Below are 18,305 nucleotides of genomic sequence, written 5' to 3' on the forward strand. Positions count from 1 at the left end.
ACGCCGGGCGGCATATCCCAAATACCGCGCCAGTGGGGCCGTAGCTCAGTTGGGAGAGTGCGTCGTTCGCAATGACGAGGTCGTCGGTTCGATCCCGATCGGCTCCACCAAAACTCTCCAATACCCTTAAAACCTTAGCGCAGCGGCGCATTGATGCCGCATTCTCGCCCGCTCTTCATCGCGGTTGCGGGCCATACCCAGTGGCAACGCAGAACCAGCCATCGGAGCCGCTTGCATGAAGAGTCCCGCCAAGATCGCAGCCCTCGCCGTTGCCGCCGCTCTCGCCTTCTCCGGCGGCGCCTCGGCCTTCGGCAAGGCCAAGTCCAACCCGCGCCCTCCGGCCGGCTATCAGGGTCAGTGGTACACCACCCCCGCTGGCTGCTCCTATTCCAAGGCGCAGGCCCCCGGCGAGCCGGTCCATTGGTATCTCATCATCAACCCCCATCACATCGGCCAGCCCCGGGCCAAAAAAGGGTGTCCCACCCGCCTTTGAGCGGTGCGAGTTAAGTGCGAGGGGGGGCCGGGCCGATGTGGCAGCACCGTTGCCCGGCCGCTTGTTTTGCGCGCCTTGCCAGCGGGTTGGGCTCAGGTCCAATCCATCCCGTACAGCCGGTGCAGGGCGATCCGCTCGACCTGGTAGCAGGCCTCGGCCATCTCCTCGCCCTTGCTGTTATTCATTCGTTCATGGAATTTGCGGATGATGCCCGCCTTGTCGTGGTCTTTCACCGCGATGATGAACGGAAAGCCGTTCTTCGCCACGTAGCGCTCGTTGAGGTCGGTCAGCTCGCGGCGTTCTTCGTCGGTCAGCGCGGTCAGGCCCGCGCCCTGCTGTTCGGCGTTGGAATGATCGGTCAGCCGGTCAGCCTTGGTGATCGCATCGCCGAGGTCGGGGTGCGCGCGCAGCACGCCGAGGCGCTCGTCCTCGCTGGCGCGGCGGAAAACCCGGGCCATCGCGTTGTGGATACCCTCCGGCGTGTCATGCGCCGGGCCGAGTTCGAGCTTGTGGGCGCGTTCGGCAACCCATTGAGAATGCTCGAAGATCGAGCCGAAGCGGTTGGTGAAGGTGGTCAGGTCCATCTGGCTCGGGCGGGCCGACATCTTTTTGGGCGGGTGGGTCATCGTCCAGTGTCGGGCAATGTCGATCCGGCGGGCAAACCACACGCCCTCCTTGGCCATCGCATGGTCGATGAAGCGCTTCAGCGCCATCAGGCGTCCGGGGCGGCCCGCGAGACGGCAGTGGAGGCCGATGTTCATCATCTTCGGCGCACCCGCCGCACCCTCGGCGTAGAGCACATCGAAGGTGTCTTTCAGATAGCGCTCGAACTGCTCGCCATCACCAAAGCCCGAGGCGGTGGTGAAGCGCATGTCATTGGCCTCCAGCGTGTAGGGGATGATCAGTTGGTCCTTGCCGGAGATATGCACCCAGTAGGGCAGGTCGTCGGCGTAACTATCTGACAAATAAGCAAAGCCGCCCAGTTCGGTCGCAATCTGCACGGTGTTCTCCGAGCAGCGGCCCACGTAGAGCCCACGCGGCCTCGCGCCCACCACCTCGCGGTGCAGGGCAATTGCCTTCTCAAGGTGCTCCTTCTCCTCGGCTTCGTAGAAGTCCTTGTAATCAATCCACTTGTAGCCGTGGCTGGCAATCTCCCACCGGGCCTCCCGCATGGCGGCGACCTGATCGGGGGAGCGGGCCAGCGCGGTGGCCACGCCGTAAACGGTCAGCGGAATCTTCATCGCGGTAAACAGACGGTGCAGCCGCCAGAAGCCCGCGCGAGCGCCGTATTCATACATCGATTCGATGTTCCAGTGCCGCTGGTTCGGCCAGGGTACCGCGCCGATCACGTCGCTCAGAAAGGCCTCGGAGGCCTCATCGCCATGCAGGATATTGTTCTCACCGCCTTCCTCGTAGTTCAGCACGAACTGCACCGCGACCTTGGCGCCGTTCGGCCATGCTGCGTTGGGCGGGCGGGGGCCATAGCCTCGCATGTCGCGGTCGTAACGGTCCATCTGGCTCTCCAATCCTTTTCCGGCCCAATCGCGCGGCCTCTCCGCCAAAGTTTTTACCCCTGCCCGGGAAATGGCAAGCACCTGCCGCTACGGCGGATGCGCGGGGCATTGAGAATTGCGCGTCATGGCATAGAGTTGACCCAAACAGGGGACAGATCATGCTCGACGAAACCGAAAAGCAGCCACTGGTGGATGTCAGCCACCTGCGCGTGGAGTTCGATACCAACGACGGTCTGGTCGTGGGGGTGGAAGACGTGTCCTTCCACATCGATCCCGGCGAGACCCTTTGTGTCGTGGGGGAGAGCGGCTCGGGCAAGTCGATCTCCTCGCTGTCGCTGATGCGGCTGGTGGAGTTCGGCGGCGGGCGCATCGCCAATGGGGCGCTCAAGTTCCGCCGCGAGAACGGCAAGGCACTCGATGTCTCCGAGGCCGAGAACAAGCTGATGCGCGACATTCGCGGCAACGAGATCGCGATGATCTTTCAGGAGCCGATGAGCGCGCTGAACCCGGTATTCACTATCGAGCGGCAACTCTCCGAGGGGCTGCGGGTGCACAAGAACCTCAGCAAGAAGGCCGCCGCCGCCGAGGCGCTGGAGCTGCTGAAGCGCGTGCGCATCCCCGAGCCAGAGCGGCGGCTCAAGCAGTATCCGCACGAGCTTTCCGGCGGCATGCGCCAGCGCGTGGTGATCGCCATGGCGCTGGCCTGCAAACCGCGCCTGCTCATCGCCGACGAGCCCACCACCGCGCTTGACGTGACCATTCAGGCCGAGATCCTTGCCCTGATCGACCGGCTCAAGCGCGAGACCGGCACCGCCGTGCTCTTCATCACCCACGACATGGCCGTGGTGGCGCAGGTTGCCGACCGTGTGGTTGTTATGCTCAAGGGCAACAAGGTCGAGGAAGGGCCGGTCGAGCAGATCTTCGAGGCGCCCCAGCATCCTTACACCCAGGCGCTGCTGTCTGCCGTGCCCAAGCTGGGCGAGATGGAGGGCAAGAGCGAGCCGGAGCCGCTCAAGATCATGGGCCGCGAGATCGAGGCGCACCCGGTCGTGCCCGCCTCCGAGCGCAAGGTTCTGCTCGATGTGCAGCACCTCACCACCCGCTTCCCGGTCAAGGGCGGGCTGCTGCGCCGCACGCAGGCCAATGTGCATGCGGTGGAGGATGTCTCCTTCAGCCTCAAGACCTCCGAAACCCTGTCTCTCGTTGGCGAATCCGGTTGCGGCAAGTCAACCTGCGGGCGCTCGATCCTGCGGCTGGTGGAGCCGCAATCGGGGTCTGTGACCCTTGGCGGCAAGGATGTGCTCGCGATGAACCCGCGCGAGCTGCGCCGGGCGCGGGCCGATATGCAGATGGTCTTTCAGGACCCCTTCGCCTCGCTCAACCCGCAGATGCGGCTGATGGATCAGGTCGCCGAGCCGATCCTCAACTACAACCTCGCCAAAGGCTCCGAGGTGCAGGACCGTGTGGCCGCACTCTTCGACAGGGTCGAACTGCCCCGCAGCTTCCTGCGCCGCTATCCGCACGAGATGTCGGGCGGTCAGCGCCAGCGCGTCGCCATCGCCCGCGCCCTCGCGCTGAACCCCAAGCTCATCATCGCCGACGAGGCTGTCTCGGCACTCGACGTTTCAATCCAAGCGCAGGTGCTGAACCTGCTCATCGAGCTTCAGGCGGAGTTGGGCATCTCGCTCCTGTTCATCAGCCACGATATGGCCGTTGTGGAGCGCGTGAGCCATCAGGTCGGGGTCATGTATCTCGGCCGGATCGTCGAGATCGGCCCGCGTGCGGCGATCTTCGAAGACCCGCAGCACCCCTACACCCGCGACCTGATGAAGGCCGTGCCGGTGGCCGATCCGCGCCAGCGCAAGAGCGAGCGGGACCTCAACTTCAAGCCGATACCCTCGCCGGTCTTTCCGGTCGGGCACGAGCCTGCACCCTCCGTTTACGATGAAGTAGCACCTGGGCATTACGTTCTGAAACCGCTGGACTGAGGCCGATGCCGGGGCGGCTCTTTCTGACCCGTCCGGGGGCCGAAGTGGCCGAGGCCTTCGGCGGTGACTGGCCGGAAGGGCAGGGGCCGAGGGCCAACATCGCGCCGGGGCAGCAGGTGGTGGTCTGGGATGGCGCGGCACTGCGGCTGATGCGCTGGGGGATGATCCCGGTGGGCCGGGTTAACGCGCGCGGCCGCCCGGTGATGGAAACGATTGTTAACGCCCGCTCGGAGACGGTTTTCGCCAAATCTGCCTTCGAGAACACCCGGCGCGGCGTGGTGCCCTGCGACGGCTGGTATGAGTGGACAGGGAAGGCCCGCCGCAAGCAGCCATGGCGGATTGCCCCGAAAGACGGCAGCCTGCTGGGCTTCGCGGCGATCTGGGATGTCTGGACGGCGCCGAACGGGGCCGAACTGGCGCAGGTCGCTACAGTCACCTGCGCGCCCAATGGCGATGTGGCGCCGGTCCATCACCGCATGGGGGTAATCCTTGCGCCCCACGAGTGGCCGCTCTGGTGCGGCGGCAATCTCTCCGAGGCCCAGGCCCTCTGCCATCCCTGGCCCGATGGTCGGCTGGAGGTCGCCCATGCCGAAGGGGTCGACTGGTCCGCTGCATGATCCGGGCTAGGTGCTATCCCTTGAAACAAAAGGGAGAGAGCCATGTCTGTCGCACGTGTCACCGAGATCATTTCGTCGTCCCCCACCTCCTTCGACGACGCCACCGAAAGGGGCATCGCCCGCGCATCGGAGACCCTGAAGAACGTTCAGGGCGCATGGGTGAAAGACATGAAAGTCACCGTCGATGGCGGCAAGATCTCGGAGTACCGAGTCGGCCTGATGGTGACCTTCGTGCTCGACGACTGACAGTTACGAGACCGCCGGAGCCTTCGGGCGCTGGATGAACCGGGGCCGCGCCGGCTTCTTGCCGCGGATCTCGTCGACCGCCTTGAAGCACTCTTCGAGCGCGTGCTCCAGTGTCTGCCAATCCTGCTTCGACTTGTCGAGCTTCACCACCCGCGTGTGGCCGTTGCCGGCGATGATGCAAATCTCGGTCTCGCCGAACTTGGCGAAATGCACCTTGATGTCGATCTTGGGCGGGTTGGCGTCATGGGCGCGGATCTTCTTGGCCAACTCCTGCGAGCCCTTGTCGCCAAATCCGCTCTCACCCAGCTTGGCCTCCGCCTGCCGAAAGCCCTGAACGGCAGCGGAGTGGTCATACATCGTCACCTCATCGCCCCAACGGGCCATGCCATCGGTGATGAACATGCCGAACATGATGCCATCGCCCGAAACGGCGATCGAGAACCCTCCTTGGGTGGTCATTGTGCAATTCCTTGTGCTTCCAAAATGAATGCACGGAGCTTAGCAGCGCGGGCACGGTGACCAAAGAAAAAAGGGCGCCACGGGGGCGCCCTTCCGGATTTGTCATCTGGCCGGTGGCTCAGATCAGGGTCAGGTTGGTCGCGCTCTGGCGGCCGTCACGGCCGGATTCGAGGTCGAACGAAACCTTCTGATCGTCTTTCAGGCCGGTCAGGCCAGCACGCTCGACGGCGGAGATGTGCACGAACACGTCCTTGCCGCCCTCGTCGGGCGCGATGAAGCCGAAGCCTTTGGTGGGGTTGAACCATTTCACGGTGCCGTTGGGCATCTGTCTTCTCCAATGGGTGCCGCCCACGGTGTTGCGGCGGCCTGGCCAGAGCGTCTAGATCGAGACTGGCCGGTAAGGGAGACAGTGGGTCGAGTAGAAGGTAGCGGGAGTGCGTGTAGCCGCAGACCCGTGAGAACTCAAGAAAATTCGCCGTGATCGCCGGGCTGGGAGTGCGGGTCGCGAGGCGTTAGTCTCGCGCTGTGCAGCAGGGAGAGATCAATGGATATGCTGGTTCGGATCACCACCGATGGCATCGTTCCCGAAGAGGATGCCCCGGCGCCCGACCGGGTGATTTCCGGCGCGCCCCGGTTCCGCACATGGAACGTCGAGGAGCGCGATGGGCTCTATGCCGGGGTCTGGGAGGCAACGCCGGGCAAATGGCGCATTTCCTACGATGAATGGGAGTATTGCCGCATTCTCTCGGGCCGGTCGGTCATCACCGAAGAGGGCGGCGCGGCGGTGGAGGTCGGCCCCGGCGACAGCTTTGTTTTGCGTCCGGGGTTCGTCGGCACATGGGAGGTGATCGAGACCACCCGGAAGGACTACGTGATCCGGCTCTAGGCGGGCAGGGCGACACTGCGCCGCCCCGCCGAGGCACTCAAAACACGTCGATCAGATACAGGATAACGATGATGGGGATCGGGATGCCGATCGCCCAAGCAAGGATGCCTTTCATGGCGGTTCTCCGGGTTGTCGCTGGTTGAGAGGAGAACGCCTGTGGGGCATGGGTGGTTCCGGCGGGCAGCTAACCGCACGTTAACCGGGATGCGGCAGGATTGGGGGCATGTCCGCCTACATCCGCCCCTGCACCCCGAACACCCCCGTGTTCTTCACGGTCTGCCTGGCCGAGCGCGGCTCCACCCTGCTGATCGACGCGCTCGACGTGCTCCGCGCCGCCGTTGCGCACGTGAAGAGCTACCGCCCCTTCGACATCCTCGCCTTCGTCGTCCTGCCCGATCACCTCCACGCGGTGCTGCGCTTCCCCGAAGACGACCCGAACTATTCGCAACGCTGGGGGAGTATCAAAGCCCAGTTCTCGCGAGATGTGCGCCGGGCCGGACTGGTGCCGCCCTGGCCGGTGGCGGACGCCGAAGCGCAGCGAGGACTGTTCCGGAAGGGCGAGGCGGGCCTGTGGCAGAAGCGTTTCCGGGAGCATCACTGCGGGGATGAGGCGGAAGTGGAGGCGCAGGTGCGCTATTGCTGGGCGGACCCGGTGAAGCATGGGCTGGTGCAGAGGGCGACGGATTGGGAGGCGTCGTCGATCCACCGGGAGGTGCGTTTGGGGCGGGTTCAACCAGACTGGAGCGCGGCGTTCTTAAACGGAAATCTCGGAGAGGCGGCGTAGGCCGAGGCTTATCCCAACTCGCAACGGGTCGCGCCGACGATACGGCACCTGAAAACCTGCATGCTCGTGGAGCAGGGTCTATCGACAACGTTCGTCTTCCGGTTCTTCAGAACTCTCCGCGGGAGCGCTTCCCCAGCAGAAAGACACCACCGAAGACAAGACCGACGCAGAATGTGGCAATGAGGGACGACCGAACGGACAGGCTGGTGAACGCCGCGCCAAAAACTCCGAGAAGAATACAAGCGAAGAACACGTAGATCGCCGGTTCCCGCGGATCGATCGGCTTGCCAAACAGGTCGAACGTGCTGCCCGTGAGGAACAACCCACCAAGGCCGGCGAGGGCGATGCCGCCGCCGATCTTACGCTTCAGAGACGCCGTGAGGCGCAAGGATCACCTCACGAACTTTTTGTACTTCACCCGCTTCGGCTCCAGCGCATCTGGCCCGAGCCTGCGCGCCTTGTCTTCCTCGTAGGCTTCGAAGTTGCCCTCGAACCATTCGACATGGGCCTCGCCCTCAAACGCGAGGATGTGGGTGCAGAGGCGGTCGAGGAAGAAGCGGTCGTGGGAGATGATGACGGCGCAGCCGGCGAAGTCTTCCAGCGCGTCTTCAAGGGCGCGCAGGGTTTCCACGTCCAAATCGTTGGTTGGTTCGTCGAGCAGCAGCACGTTGCCGCCGCTTTTCAGCAGCTTGGCCATGTGGACGCGGTTGCGCTCACCGCCCGACAGGAGCCCCACCTTCTTCTGCTGGTCGCCGCCCTTGAAGTTGAAGGCCGAGCAATAGGCGCGGGAGTTCATGCTCGCATCGCCCAGTTCGATTACCTCGGCGCCGCCGGAGATCTCCTCCCAGACGGTCTTGCCCGCGTCCAGTGCATCGCGCGACTGGTCGACGTAGCTCAGCTTCACCGTGTCGCCGTATTCCACGCTGCCCTCATCGGGCTGTTCCTGCCCGGTCAGCATGCGGAACAGGGTGGATTTACCGGCGCCGTTCGGGCCGATCACGCCGACGATGCCGCCGGGGGGCAGGGCAAATTCGAGGTCTTCGATCAGCAGCTTATCGCCATAGGCCTTTTGCAGCCCGTCGACCTCGATCACCTTGCTGCCAAGGCGTGGGCCGTTGGGGATGACGATCTGCGCGCGGCTGATCTTCTCGCGCTCGGATTGCGCGGCGAGGTCTTCGTAGGCGTTGATCCGGGCCTTCTGCTTGGCCTGTCGGGCCTTGGCGCCGGCGCGGATCCATTCCAGCTCGCGCTCCAGCGTCTTCTGGCGCGACTTGTCCTCGCGCGCTTCCTGCTCCAGCCGCTTGGCCTTTTGCTCCAGCCACGCCGAGTAGTTGCCCTCGTAGGGGATGCCCCGGCCCCGGTCGAGTTCGAGGATCCAGCCGGTGATGTCATCAAGAAAATAACGGTCGTGGGTGACGATCAGGATCGTGCCTTTGTAGTCGATCAGGTGCTGCTGGAGCCAGGCGATGGTCTCGGCGTCGAGGTGGTTGGTCGGTTCGTCGAGCAGCAGCATGTCCGGCGCTTCGAGCAGCAGCTTGCACAGCGCCACGCGGCGGCGCTCACCGCCCGAGAGGTTCTCGGGCATGGCCTCGTCGGGCGGGCAGCGCAGGGCCTCCATCGCCACGTCGATCTGGCTGTCGAGATCCCAAAGGTTGTTGCTGTCGATCTCGTCCTGAAGCTTCGCCATCTCGTCGGCGGTCTCATCGGAGTAGTTCATGGCGAGTTCGTTGTAGCGGTCGAGAATGGCCTTCTTCTCGGCCACGCCATCCATCACGTTCTCGCGGACCGTGCGGCTCTCGTCGAGCTGCGGCTCCTGCGGCAGGTAGCCCACCTTGGCGCCCTCGGCGGCCCAGGCCTCGCCGGTGAAATCCTTGTCGATCCCGGCCATGATCCGCATCAGCGTGGATTTACCCGCGCCGTTGACGCCGACAACGCCGATCTTCACGCCCGGCAGGAACGAGAGGCGGATGTTCTCGAAGCATTTCTTGCCGCCCGGATAGGTCTTGGAGACGCCATCCATGTGGTAGACGTATTGATAGCTGGCCATGGAATCCTCCGCGAAACTGGTGTTGCGGCACAGATAGGGGAGGCGGCGGCAAAGGGCAATCGGGCGGAAAGGCGCCACGTGCGGCAAATACATGCGCCGCGCATATTGCTTCGACTCACCCGGCCCGCTACCAAGCGCACCGAAACCTATCGGACCAAGGAGCGACCGATGATGAACCGATCCGCATATCTCGCAGGGGTAGCCCCCTTCTAGCGGTTCGTTCAGTGCATCATCGCATGACCCGAAGGCCGCTTTCCGACGCGGCCTTTTTCATGCGCGCCCATCTTTCGTTCATGTCATCTGCCTGTCTCGGTGAGTGGCTTTCCTGACCAAAGGAGAGCAACGCAATGACCTTGAGCTTTGCAACATTTCTGACCGGGCCAGTGCAGGCTTGGAGCCGCCTGAACCTGAGCCTCTGGCGCGGCGAGCCAAATCTGCCAAGCGCAGATGCCGCCGAGGTGCCGGACTATCTGAGGCGCGATCTGGGGCTGTTGCCACCAGAGGCGCCTCCATATCCGGCATCCGACAGGGTGACTTTTCTCTGAAGCCAAGGCCCCGTCCCGCCGCATGCGGGGCGGGGTGCCGCTCAGGCCGCCGGGTCGAGCGGCTGCGACAGCCAGACCTCCAGCGTGCCGTCTTTCACAAAGGCGCCGAGCCGGGTGAAGTCGCGCACGTAGATCGGGGTGTCTGGGTGCAGACCGTGGATGGTTTGTGCCAGCTCGATGGCCGCCTGACGGTCATCAGCTTTGAAGTAGCGCACCTCGTTGGTGGTTGGCCCCTTGTCGACCAACTCGCCGCCCTTCTCCGCGCCTTGCACGTTCCAGTCGAGGCCGAGGAGGGCCGAGGCAAGGCCGGTCGCCGTGCCGCGGTCGATCGGAGTGGAGAACTGCAAGAACACATGGCCCGCGTGATCGGTGGCCACCGGTGTCACACCATCCTGCGCGTGCCACAGCCGTTCCGGACCAGTGATTGGCGCAAGCACCGGTGCGGCGCTGCCGATGCGGAGGTCATTGTCGGTATTGCGCAGGTTCTCGATGCAGGTCTCCGGCAGCTCGAAGAGAATGCGCAGGTAGCACGGCGTGGGCGGCAGCGAGGGCGGCACCCGAAAGACCGACCCCACCAGCCCCAGCACGAACATGCCGAAGCCCGCAACGAGGATCCACGAGAGCACCGTGGTCATCCGGTTGTTGCGGGCGATAAAGGCCAGCAGCGTGACGACGCAGGCGAAGGCCAGCACATAGGTCGCGGCGAGGCGGAGGTCTTCGAGGTTGCTGCCCCAACTGATGAGAATGGCAGCTGCGGCCATAACGCCGAGCCCGGCTGAGATGAGCTTGGCGGCATTGGGGTTGATCTTGAGGGTCTGCGAGAAGGCGTCAATCGGGTTCATGGTCGTGCTCCCGGGGAGAAATGGCGAGGGGTCAATGCACGCAAGGGTAGCATGAGTCGCCACCTGCTTGCCGTTACGGCAGCGTGATTAGCGCGGGAAATATGGGGGTATCTGGCCCTAGGAGAGCCAGCCAAAGCCCAAAGCTGCGGCGATGAAGGCCAAAAGGCCGAAGACGCCGACTAGCATGAGCCGGTCTACATTGGCCGCTGGCGGCGGCGGTCCGATGCGTTTTGCCGCGATCACCATCCCGCGGGCCTTGTCGGTTTGCGAGGCATAGCCCATCGCCGCGAAGAAGGCCTGCGAGGCCGTGTTATCGTGCCAGATCATCGCCAAGGCCGCCGAAAATCCCTGCCGCTCGGCCTCGGCCTCGGCGGCTTTCACCAGCGCCCGGCCCACCCCGTATCCCCTGTCTCCCGCCCGCACCGAGATATCCGAGATATGCGCCGCCGGGCCGCCAGTGACGTTGGGCATCGGGTGCATCGCGATGTGGCCGGCAAAATGCCCGCCGAGTTCCGCGACCAGCACGGTGAAGGGCGGGGCTTCGGCCTCTGGGTCGGTCAGATGTGCGGTGATCTGCGCGTCCCACGGCTCGTCCGCGTAGCCTAAGATCATCGCGAGGTGTTCGGCGTGGGTAGCCCGGTGCAGCGCGGCGATGGCCGGAGCATCCTCTGCCGTGGCGGGCCGTGTGGTGACGGCGCTCAAAGCACCTTCTCGAAGAAGTGGTCGGGGTAGGGGTCGTCGTTGAACCGATCGATCTCGGCCCAACCGGCGTTGCGATACATCGCGACCGCTTCGGGCAGGGCGGAGTTGGTATCGAGCCGCAGCACCGTCATGTTCAGGCGCCGGGCGTGGTCTTCGAGCGCGTCCATCAGCCGGGTGGCCAGCCGCAGCCCGCGGGCGGCAGGGGCGACCCAGAGGCGTTTCACCTCGCCAAAGGCCTGCCCGCCCTTCAGCCCCACGCAGCCCACCGGCAACCCGTCGGAGCGAGCAACGAGGAAGCTGCCAACCGGCACACGCATGGAAGCCGCATCGGGGTCGCGGGAAAGGTTTACGTCGAACCCGGTGTCAAACCGGCGGCCGAGTTCAGCGTAGTATTCTTCAAGGCAATATCGGCTGTCCTCGGCCTGGGGGTCGTCCACCGTGATCTCGATCCGGTGCTGCCCGAGGGCCGAGGCCACGAGGTCCATCGCGTCGAGCAGGGCGCGGGGGCGGGGGTGGTGCGCCAAAAGCCCCGCGGCGCGGTCGTCAGAGAGCTGCTCGTAGGCCGCGAATTCGGTCTGCCCCTGCACGGTCAACCGGGCCAACCGTTTGCGCCCATCGTCCGGATGCGGCCCGACTTCGATCAGCCCTTCACCCTCGAGCCCGCGTAGCAGCCGCGAGAGCAGCCCGCTGTCGAGCCCCAGAAAGTCGCGAATATCGCCCACCTCCCGTCCGGCCTCGCCAGCCTGCCCGATGGCGTTGAGCACACGTGCGGCACCCAGCGGGCGGCCCCGGCCAAGAAAGCTGTCGTCCAGCGCGCCGGTCTCGGTGGTGACGGCGCGGTTGAAGCGGCGGATGCGGGCGATATCGGTCAACATGATCGCTGACTTAGGTCAGGCAAATTGCCCGGTCAAGCCGGAAAACGCCTGAACTCCATTGACTTGGCCCTGCGGCACCGCGCAACAAGCCACGGATGAGATGGGATATTCCATATGCGGCGCCGGGGCAGGCGGTGGGGCTTCTGGGCGGCAGCTTCGACCCGGCGCATGAGGGCCACGTGCATGTAACCCGCGAGGCGCTGAAGCGTTTCGGGCTGGATGCCGTCTGGTGGCTGGTGAGTCCGGGCAACCCGCTCAAGGCCCGCGGCCCCGCGCCGCTGGCGAGCCGGATCGCCGAGGCGCAGGCGCTGGTGCGGCACCCGCGCGTGACAGTCAGCGGCATCGAGGCCCGCCTCGGCACGCGCTACACCGCCGAAACCCTCGCCGGTTTGCAGCGGCTCTACCCGCGCGTGCGGTTCACTTGGCTGATGGGGGCCGACAATCTGGCGCAGTTTCACCGCTGGGACCGCTGGCAAGACATCATGGCTACCGTCCCCGTGGGGGTCATTGCGCGGCCCGGCCAGCGGCTCTCTGCCCGGATGTCGAAGACGGCGGAGCGCTTTGCTGCCTACCGCCTGCCCGCCGCCGCCTCGCACCTGCTGCCCCATGCCGCGCCGCCCGCATGGTGCTTCATCAACATCCCGATGAGCCATCAGTCCTCCACCGCCATCCGCGCGGCCCGTGCCTCTGCCGGGGCGGCTGCGAAGAAGTGATCACGCCGCAGCGCACGGAGGCTTGAGCCCCGGCGCGGCATTTGCTTTTGTCGCCGCCATGAGTGCTGCCCCCACCCTCTCCCGCCGTTTCGTTCTGGCCGGTCTGCTGACCTCCGCCGCCTCCTGTTCGCTTGCCGAGGCGCCCGAGCGCTCGCTCCGGCCCGTCTCCAAGCCCTCTGGCTCGAACGGGCAAGCGCGGCATTCCACCGCCGCCGAGGCGCTGATCGAGGCCGCCAAGCTGGACGGCAAGGTGGGTTACGTTGTGGCCGATGCCCGCACCGGGCAGGTGCTGGAGGCGCACAACCCGCTACTGCCCCTGCCGCCCGCCTCTACCGCCAAGGCGATCACCGCGCTCTACGCGATGGAGCGGCTCGGCCCCGGCTTTCGCTTTGCAACCGATGTCATTGCCACTGGCCCGGTCTCGGGCGGGGTGGTGCAGGGCGATATCGTGCTGGCCGGTTCCGGCGATCCGACTCTCGACACCAACCGCCTCGCCGACCTCGCCGCGCGGATGCGTCAGGCGGGCGTGACCGGCGCCACCGGGCGGCTGCGCATCTACGACGGCGCGCTGCCCCACCTGCGCACCATCGACCCTGAGCAGCCCGACCACGTGGGCTATTCGCCCGGCATCTCCGGGCTGAACCTCAATTTCAACCGCGTCCACTTCGAGTGGAAGCGCGCAGGCAGCGGCTATTCGGTGGCCATGGATGCCCGCTCCGACAAGTATCGCCCCACGGTGCGCTCTGCCCGGATGGAAGTCGCCAACCGCAGCCTGCCGGTCTACACTTACGAGCAGCGCGGCGGGGTGGACCGCTGGACCGTTGCCAACCGCGCGCTGGGCAAAGGCGGCTCGCGCTGGCTGCCGGTGCGCAACCCGGGTGCCTATGCGGGCGAGGTGTTTCAGGCCCTCGCCGCCGCACAAGGGGTCCGGCTGGAGCTTGGTGACCCGGTCTCCCGCCGTCCGGGCGGCGATGTGCTGGCCCGCGTGCTCTCCGACGAGCTCTCGACCGTGATGCGCGACATGCTGAAGTTCTCCACCAACATCACCGCCGAGGTGGTGGGCATGGCCGCTTCTGCGCGGGGCGGGAACATGCCGCGCAGCCTGCGCGACTCGGCGGGCGACATGAGCCGCTGGCTCTCGGCCCGCACCGGCAGCCGCAAGGCGCGGTTCGTCGACCACTCGGGCCTTGGCGATGCCTCCGAGATCTCCTGCCGTGAGATGGTCGACGCGCTCACGACCCTCGCACCAAAGCTGGCCCTGCGCCCGATGCTCAAGCCGATCCCGATGCGCAATGCCTCCGGAAACGTGCTCGATGGCCACCCGCTGGAGATCGTCGCCAAAACCGGCACGCTCAACTTCGTCTCCGCACTGGCAGGCTTCGTGCGGGCGCCCGATGGCACCGATCTGGCCTTTGCGATGTTTATGGCTGACGAGCCGCGCCGCAATCGCCTGAGCAAGGCCGAACGCGAGAGCCCGCAAGGGGCCAGCGCGTGGAACAAGCGCGCCAAGAACCTGCAATTGCGGCTCATCGAGCGATGGGGAGCGCTTTATTCCGGCTGACCGGCCTGCGGTTAACCTTTCAAAAAGCCTCGTCGCGTAAGGCTGATGCAAAGGGGCGAGTCCGCTCGCCCACGTTGCAGCGGCGGAGGTCCCATGTCCGAACCCGAAGGTCAAAGGCAGCGTCCCAGCAAGGGCGAGGCGCCATTCGAATTTGACGAAATCTTCTTTTCGCGCACCGATGACCGGGGCGTCATCCAGTCTGGCAACTCGATTTTTCAAAGGGTCTCCGAGTACCCGTGGGAAAAGCTGATCGGCGCACCCCACAAGGTGATCCGCCATGCCGACATGCCAAAGGGCTTCTTTCACCTCTTCTGGGAGCGGTTGAAGGCGGAGCGCATGGTCTCCGGCTACGTGAAGAACCGCTCTGCCGACGGGCTGCACTACTGGGTCTACGCGCTGGCCTCGCCGCTGCCGGGGGGAGGGTTCCTTTCTGTCAGGATCAAGCCTTCAGGGGAGACCTTCGACCTTGTGGCGAAGGTTTATGCCGAGGTCCTCAAGCTGGAGGCTGAGCAACAGATCACCCCCGCCGAGAGTGCGGAGCTAATCGTCGCGCGGCTCAAGACACTGGGCTATGCCGATTACGAGCACTTCATGGCATCAAGTCTCGCCGAGGAACTCGCTGCGCGGGATATAAAGCTGGGCCGCAAGGCCAGCGAGCGCGGGCTGCGCTTCTCACAGGTGGCTAAGTCGGTGAATGAGGCTATCGCCCATACCAATGCGCTGTGCGAAACCTTCAATGCCATCGAGGCCGTTCCGCACAACATGCGCATCCTCGCCTCCCGACTCGAGGCCTCGGGCGGGCCGATTGCGGCGATTTCCTCCAATTACGGTTCGATGTCGAAGGAGATTTCCGACTGGGTCGACAAGTTCATCCTCGGGGAGGAGAGCGCCTTTGCCACCCTGCGCGATGCCGTCAGCCGCAGCCGCATGCTCAGCGCCACGGCCCGGGTAATGGAGGAGGCCCGGGTGCAGTTCGACGGCGAGACCGGAGAGATGCCTGATGGCATTGACCGCTCAGCCGAAAAGGCGCTGCTCCATGAGATTTCTCAGATCTACCGCAAGCTGGCCGATGACTATCTGCACACCGTCGAACGCGAGGCGATCGTCTTTGGCCGTGCCGTGGGCGACATGAAGCGCCTGATCGCCGGCCTCTCCACCACCCGGATGATGTGCAAGATCGAGAGCGCCCGCCTGCCGGACCACAACGAGAGCTTGCTTGCGATCATCGACCAGCTGGACAAGTTCCAGTCTGAACTGGAAGAGCGGCTCGACAAAATCGGTTCGATCACAAGCACCGTGCTGACCGCCGCGCGCAGCCTCGAGATCGGCGGCACCGAGGCGGTGCAGCTTCCATCCGGCGCGAAGACTGAGGCGGCCTGATAGCCAGCCAAAAGCCTGCCCGCCGCGGGCCTTGATGATCAGATAGTGAGGTGCCGCGCCCGTGCGCCGCGTTCGATCGCGGCCCCATGCAGCCGGTCGATGTTCAGCTCGTAGCGCATCTCCTGAAGGAAGGCCAACTCGGCCTCCTGCAGCTTGCCATCGGAAGCCGCCACATCGCAGGCCAGCGCATAGGCGGTTTCATAGAGCCGCGAAGGCAACCCGTCCCGGATCAGGCCGAAGAGCGCATCCAGCCCGTCCTCTGCTTCGAAGAGATCGAAGACGGTGGCCGAGACGCCGCGCACCCGGTCAAGGTCATAGTCCGCGAAGACCGGCAGATGATTCACGATCCGCTCGATTGTGAGCAGTTCTGTCGTCCGGATCGCCTCGTCCGAGGCCGAAACCGCGATCATCACCGCCACGAGGCAGTCCTGCGATGTCATCGAGGAGGTATCTTCGCTCACGTCTGGCCTCTTTCGTCTGCTTATCCGCTGCAATGCGCCTGTTTTATTGACCTTGCCGCAACGCCGCAATAGGGAGCGGGCGGCGGGTGGCGCATGGGGCGCAACCCGGACCAGACCTGATACGAGAAAGCACAAACCCATGTCCGACCTGCGGAACATCGCGATGGAAAGCAAAGCCTGGCCCTTTGAGGAGGCACGGGCCGTGCTCAAACGCATCGAGAAGAACCCGCCGGAAAAGGGCTACGTGCTGTTCGAAACCGGCTATGGCCCCTCCGGCCTGCCGCATATCGGCACCTTCGGCGAGGTTCTGCGCACCACCATGATCCGCCGCGCATTTGAGGTGATCTCGGATATGCCGACCAAGCTCATATGCTTCTCCGATGACATGGACGGCATGCGCAAGGTGCCCGGCAACGTGCCCAATCAGGACCGGCTGCGCGAGGATCTGCAGCGCCCGCTGACCTCCGTGTACGACCCCTTCGAAACCCACGAGAGCTTCGGCCACCATAACAACGCCATGCTGCGGCGGTTTCTCGATACCTTCGGCTTCGACTACGAGTTCATCAGCGCGACCGAGTTCTACAAGGAAGGCCGGTTCGACGAGGTGCTGAAACGCGCCTGCGAGCGCTATGACGACGTGATGAAGGTCATGCTCAAGAGCCTCCGCGAGGAGCGCCAGCAGACCTATTCGATCTTCCTGCCGATCCATCCCGAGACCGGCCGGGTGCTCTACGTGCCGATGAAGCACGTGGATGCGCAGAACCACACCATCACCTTCGACGACGAGGATGGCCGCGAGTGGACCTTGCCGGTGACGGGCGGCAACGTGAAGCTGCAGTGGAAGCCCGATTTCGGCGCCCGTTGGGCCGCGCTCGACGTGGACTTCGAGATGTATGGCAAGGATCACAGCACCAACACGCCGATCTACGACCGGATCTGTGAGATCCTCGGCGGCCGCAAGCCCGAGCACTTCACTTACGAGCTGTTCCTTGATGACAAGGGGCAGAAGATCTCCAAGTCGTCCGGCAATGGCATCAGCATCGACGAGTGGCTGACCTACGCCTCCACCGAGAGCCTCAGCTACTTCATGTATCAAAAGCCGAAGACGGCGAAACGCCTGCATTGGGACGTGATCCCCAAGATGGTGGACGAGTACCACCAACAGCTGCGCGCCTTCCCCGATCAGGACGCCAAAGCGCAGTTCGCCAACCCGGTTTGGCACATCCACGAGGGCAAGGTGCCCGCGTCGAACATGGTGGTGCCGTTCTCGATGCTGCTGAACCTCGCCAGCGTTTCGGGCGCGACCGACAAGGAGACCCTCTGGGGCTTCATCCGCCGCTATGCGCCGGGTGCCGAGCCTGAAACCCACCCCGACCTCGATGCCGCTGCAGGCTTCGCGGTGAAGTACTTCAAAGACTTCGTCGCCCCCACCCGCGAATTCCGCGCGCCGACCGAGCCCGAGCGCGCGGCGCTGGAGGAACTGCGCGACAAGCTCAAGGCCTGGGACGGCGGGCAGGATGCCGAAGGTCTGCAAGGCGTGGTCTACGAGGTCGGTCGCGAGCGGTTCGACCCGATGCGCGACTGGTTCAAGGCGCTGTATCAGGTGCTTCTCGGCGCCGATCAGGGCCCGCGTTTCGGCGGTTTCATCGCGCTCTACGGCGTGGACGAAACGGTGACGCTGATCGACAAGGGCCTCGCCGGCGAACTGGCCTGATTTGCCGAACCCACGCGCTGGGCTACCTTCCTTTAAGTCAAGGGAGGTAGCCTCATGCGTTTTATCGGTCTTTCACTCGCCCTTCTGCTGGCCGCCCCGGCGGCGCAGGCGCAAGAGGCCAGCGCCATCCCCGAGGTGATCGGCAGCCAGCTCGAGGCCTTCGAGGCCGATGACTTTGCCCGCGCCTTCACCTTCGCCTCCCCGATGATCCAAGGCATGTTCCGCACGCCCGAGAACTTTGGCGCGATGGTGCGCGAGGGCTACCCGATGGTGCATCGCCCCGGCGCGGTCACCTTCGGCACCCAGCGGACAGAGGGCGGCAGCACCTACCAGACGGTCACCATCCGGGATGCCGAGGGGCGCTATCACGCGCTGGAGTACGAGATGATCCCGGGCGGCGAGGGTGGCTGGCTGATTGATGGCGTCAGCTTCATCCCCGCGCCTGACGTTTCTGCCTGAGCAACGCACGGCAGGGTTA

The 18,305-nt window shown here is 64.8% G+C and carries 21 protein-coding genes and 1 tRNA gene; 13 read left to right on the plus strand and 9 right to left on the minus strand.

Annotation, left to right across the window (positions count from 1 at the left end; translation table 11 throughout):
• The first annotated feature begins 34 nt into the window (after nt 1–34).
• Together ACUXVX_RS05530 and ACUXVX_RS05535 are read left to right on the plus strand one after the other, a co-directional pair.
• Nucleotides 35–110 (plus strand) — tRNA-Ala (locus ACUXVX_RS05530).
• Nucleotides 111–235: 125 nt separating this feature from the next.
• Nucleotides 236–493: a hypothetical protein gene (locus ACUXVX_RS05535; protein WP_446310722.1), complete on the plus strand. Its 258-nt coding sequence runs from the start codon at nt 236–238 to the stop codon at nt 491–493.
• Between the two features lie 92 nt (nt 494–585).
• Here ACUXVX_RS05535 and puuE read toward each other — a convergent pair whose 3' ends face one another.
• Entirely contained in the window at nt 586–2,007 is a 1,422-nt protein-coding gene (gene puuE, locus ACUXVX_RS05540) for an allantoinase PuuE (protein WP_446310723.1), read from the minus strand.
• A 158-nt stretch (nt 2,008–2,165) separates the two neighbouring features.
• On the opposite strand from puuE, the gene ACUXVX_RS05545 reads away from it, so the two are divergent.
• From ACUXVX_RS05545 to ACUXVX_RS05555, 3 genes are read left to right on the plus strand one after another with little or no spacing between them, the layout of a single operon-like run.
• On the plus strand, nt 2,166–3,995 hold the full coding sequence (locus ACUXVX_RS05545) for an ABC transporter ATP-binding protein (RefSeq protein WP_446310724.1): 1,830 nt from the start codon (nt 2,166–2,168) through the stop codon (nt 3,993–3,995).
• Nucleotides 3,996–4,000: 5 nt separating this feature from the next.
• Nucleotides 4,001–4,612 carry an SOS response-associated peptidase gene (locus tag ACUXVX_RS05550; protein WP_446310725.1) on the plus strand — a complete coding sequence of 204 codons (612 nt, stop codon included), beginning with the start codon at nt 4,001–4,003 and terminating at the stop codon, nt 4,610–4,612.
• Nucleotides 4,613–4,654: 42 nt separating this feature from the next.
• Nucleotides 4,655–4,858: a dodecin family protein gene (locus ACUXVX_RS05555; protein WP_222470486.1), complete on the plus strand. Its 204-nt coding sequence runs from the start codon at nt 4,655–4,657 to the stop codon at nt 4,856–4,858.
• A 3-nt stretch (nt 4,859–4,861) separates the two neighbouring features.
• On the opposite strand, the gene ACUXVX_RS05560 is transcribed toward ACUXVX_RS05555, so the two are convergent.
• Complete coding sequence (locus ACUXVX_RS05560; protein WP_446310726.1) at nt 4,862–5,317, minus strand: hypothetical protein; 456 nt, start codon at nt 5,315–5,317, stop codon at nt 4,862–4,864.
• Nucleotides 5,318–5,435: 118 nt separating this feature from the next.
• The gene (locus ACUXVX_RS05565; RefSeq protein WP_222470484.1) at nt 5,436–5,642 is read right to left on the minus strand and encodes a cold-shock protein; all 207 of its coding nucleotides are present in this window, start codon (nt 5,640–5,642) and stop codon (nt 5,436–5,438) included.
• A 219-nt stretch (nt 5,643–5,861) separates the two neighbouring features.
• On the opposite strand from ACUXVX_RS05565, the gene ACUXVX_RS05570 reads away from it, so the two are divergent.
• Complete coding sequence (locus ACUXVX_RS05570) at nt 5,862–6,203, plus strand: cupin domain-containing protein (RefSeq protein ID WP_446310727.1); 342 nt, start codon at nt 5,862–5,864, stop codon at nt 6,201–6,203.
• A gap of 223 nt (nt 6,204–6,426) precedes the next feature.
• The gene (locus ACUXVX_RS05575; protein WP_446310728.1) at nt 6,427–6,987 is read left to right on the plus strand and encodes an REP-associated tyrosine transposase; all 561 of its coding nucleotides are present in this window, start codon (nt 6,427–6,429) and stop codon (nt 6,985–6,987) included.
• Nucleotides 6,988–7,093: 106 nt separating this feature from the next.
• Here ACUXVX_RS05575 and ACUXVX_RS05580 read toward each other — a convergent pair whose 3' ends face one another.
• Nucleotides 7,094–7,375, minus strand: a complete 282-nt coding sequence (locus tag ACUXVX_RS05580) for a hypothetical protein (protein WP_446310729.1) — start codon at nt 7,373–7,375, stop codon at nt 7,094–7,096.
• A gap of 3 nt (nt 7,376–7,378) precedes the next feature.
• Complete coding sequence (ettA, locus tag ACUXVX_RS05585) at nt 7,379–9,034, minus strand: energy-dependent translational throttle protein EttA (RefSeq protein WP_446310730.1); 1,656 nt, start codon at nt 9,032–9,034, stop codon at nt 7,379–7,381.
• Between the two features lie 347 nt (nt 9,035–9,381).
• On the opposite strand from ettA, the gene ACUXVX_RS05590 reads away from it, so the two are divergent.
• Entirely contained in the window at nt 9,382–9,579 is a 198-nt protein-coding gene (locus ACUXVX_RS05590; RefSeq protein WP_446310731.1) for a hypothetical protein, read from the plus strand.
• A 41-nt stretch (nt 9,580–9,620) separates the two neighbouring features.
• Here the strand turns inward: ACUXVX_RS05590 and ACUXVX_RS05595 are convergent, their stop codons facing one another.
• The 3 genes from ACUXVX_RS05595 to ACUXVX_RS05605 form a co-directional block, all read right to left on the minus strand.
• Nucleotides 9,621–10,421, minus strand: a complete 801-nt coding sequence (locus ACUXVX_RS05595) for a hypothetical protein (RefSeq protein ID WP_446310732.1) — start codon at nt 10,419–10,421, stop codon at nt 9,621–9,623.
• Nucleotides 10,422–10,538: 117 nt separating this feature from the next.
• Nucleotides 10,539–11,123, minus strand: a complete 585-nt coding sequence (locus ACUXVX_RS05600) for an N-acetyltransferase family protein (protein ID WP_446310733.1) — start codon at nt 11,121–11,123, stop codon at nt 10,539–10,541.
• Nucleotides 11,120–11,998 (minus strand): GNAT family N-acetyltransferase, encoded by an 879-nt coding sequence (locus ACUXVX_RS05605; RefSeq protein ID WP_446310734.1) that lies wholly within the window; start codon nt 11,996–11,998, stop codon nt 11,120–11,122. The genes ACUXVX_RS05600 and ACUXVX_RS05605 overlap by 4 nt, the downstream gene beginning before the upstream one ends.
• Before the next feature lie 95 nt (nt 11,999–12,093).
• On the opposite strand from ACUXVX_RS05605, the gene ACUXVX_RS05610 reads away from it, so the two are divergent.
• The 3 genes from ACUXVX_RS05610 (at nt 12,094) to ACUXVX_RS05620 (ending at nt 15,652) form a co-directional block, all read left to right on the plus strand.
• Nucleotides 12,094–12,711, plus strand: coding sequence for a nicotinate-nucleotide adenylyltransferase (locus tag ACUXVX_RS05610; protein ID WP_446310735.1), 618 nt, complete (start codon nt 12,094–12,096; stop codon nt 12,709–12,711).
• A 58-nt stretch (nt 12,712–12,769) separates the two neighbouring features.
• A complete protein-coding gene (dacB, locus tag ACUXVX_RS05615; protein WP_446310736.1) occupies nt 12,770–14,272 on the plus strand; it encodes a D-alanyl-D-alanine carboxypeptidase/D-alanyl-D-alanine endopeptidase in 1,503 nt (500 codons plus the stop codon).
• 93 nt (nt 14,273–14,365) lie between these two features.
• Nucleotides 14,366–15,652, plus strand: coding sequence for a hypothetical protein (locus tag ACUXVX_RS05620; RefSeq protein ID WP_446310737.1), 1,287 nt, complete (start codon nt 14,366–14,368; stop codon nt 15,650–15,652).
• 38 nt (nt 15,653–15,690) lie between these two features.
• Here the strand turns inward: ACUXVX_RS05620 and ACUXVX_RS05625 are convergent, their stop codons facing one another.
• Nucleotides 15,691–16,092 carry a tellurite resistance TerB family protein gene (locus ACUXVX_RS05625; RefSeq protein WP_446311508.1) on the minus strand — a complete coding sequence of 134 codons (402 nt, stop codon included), beginning with the start codon at nt 16,090–16,092 and terminating at the stop codon, nt 15,691–15,693.
• Nucleotides 16,093–16,252: 160 nt separating this feature from the next.
• Here ACUXVX_RS05625 and ACUXVX_RS05630 point away from each other — a divergent pair, with 160 nt between their 5' ends.
• Complete coding sequence (locus tag ACUXVX_RS05630; RefSeq protein WP_446310738.1) at nt 16,253–17,827, plus strand: lysine--tRNA ligase; 1,575 nt, start codon at nt 16,253–16,255, stop codon at nt 17,825–17,827.
• Nucleotides 17,828–17,881: 54 nt separating this feature from the next.
• A complete protein-coding gene (locus ACUXVX_RS05635; protein ID WP_446310739.1) occupies nt 17,882–18,286 on the plus strand; it encodes a DUF4864 domain-containing protein in 405 nt (134 codons plus the stop codon).
• Nucleotides 18,287–18,305 lie beyond the last annotated feature (19 nt).

The sequence above is a fragment of the Vannielia sp. SX4 genome (assembly GCF_052828525.1).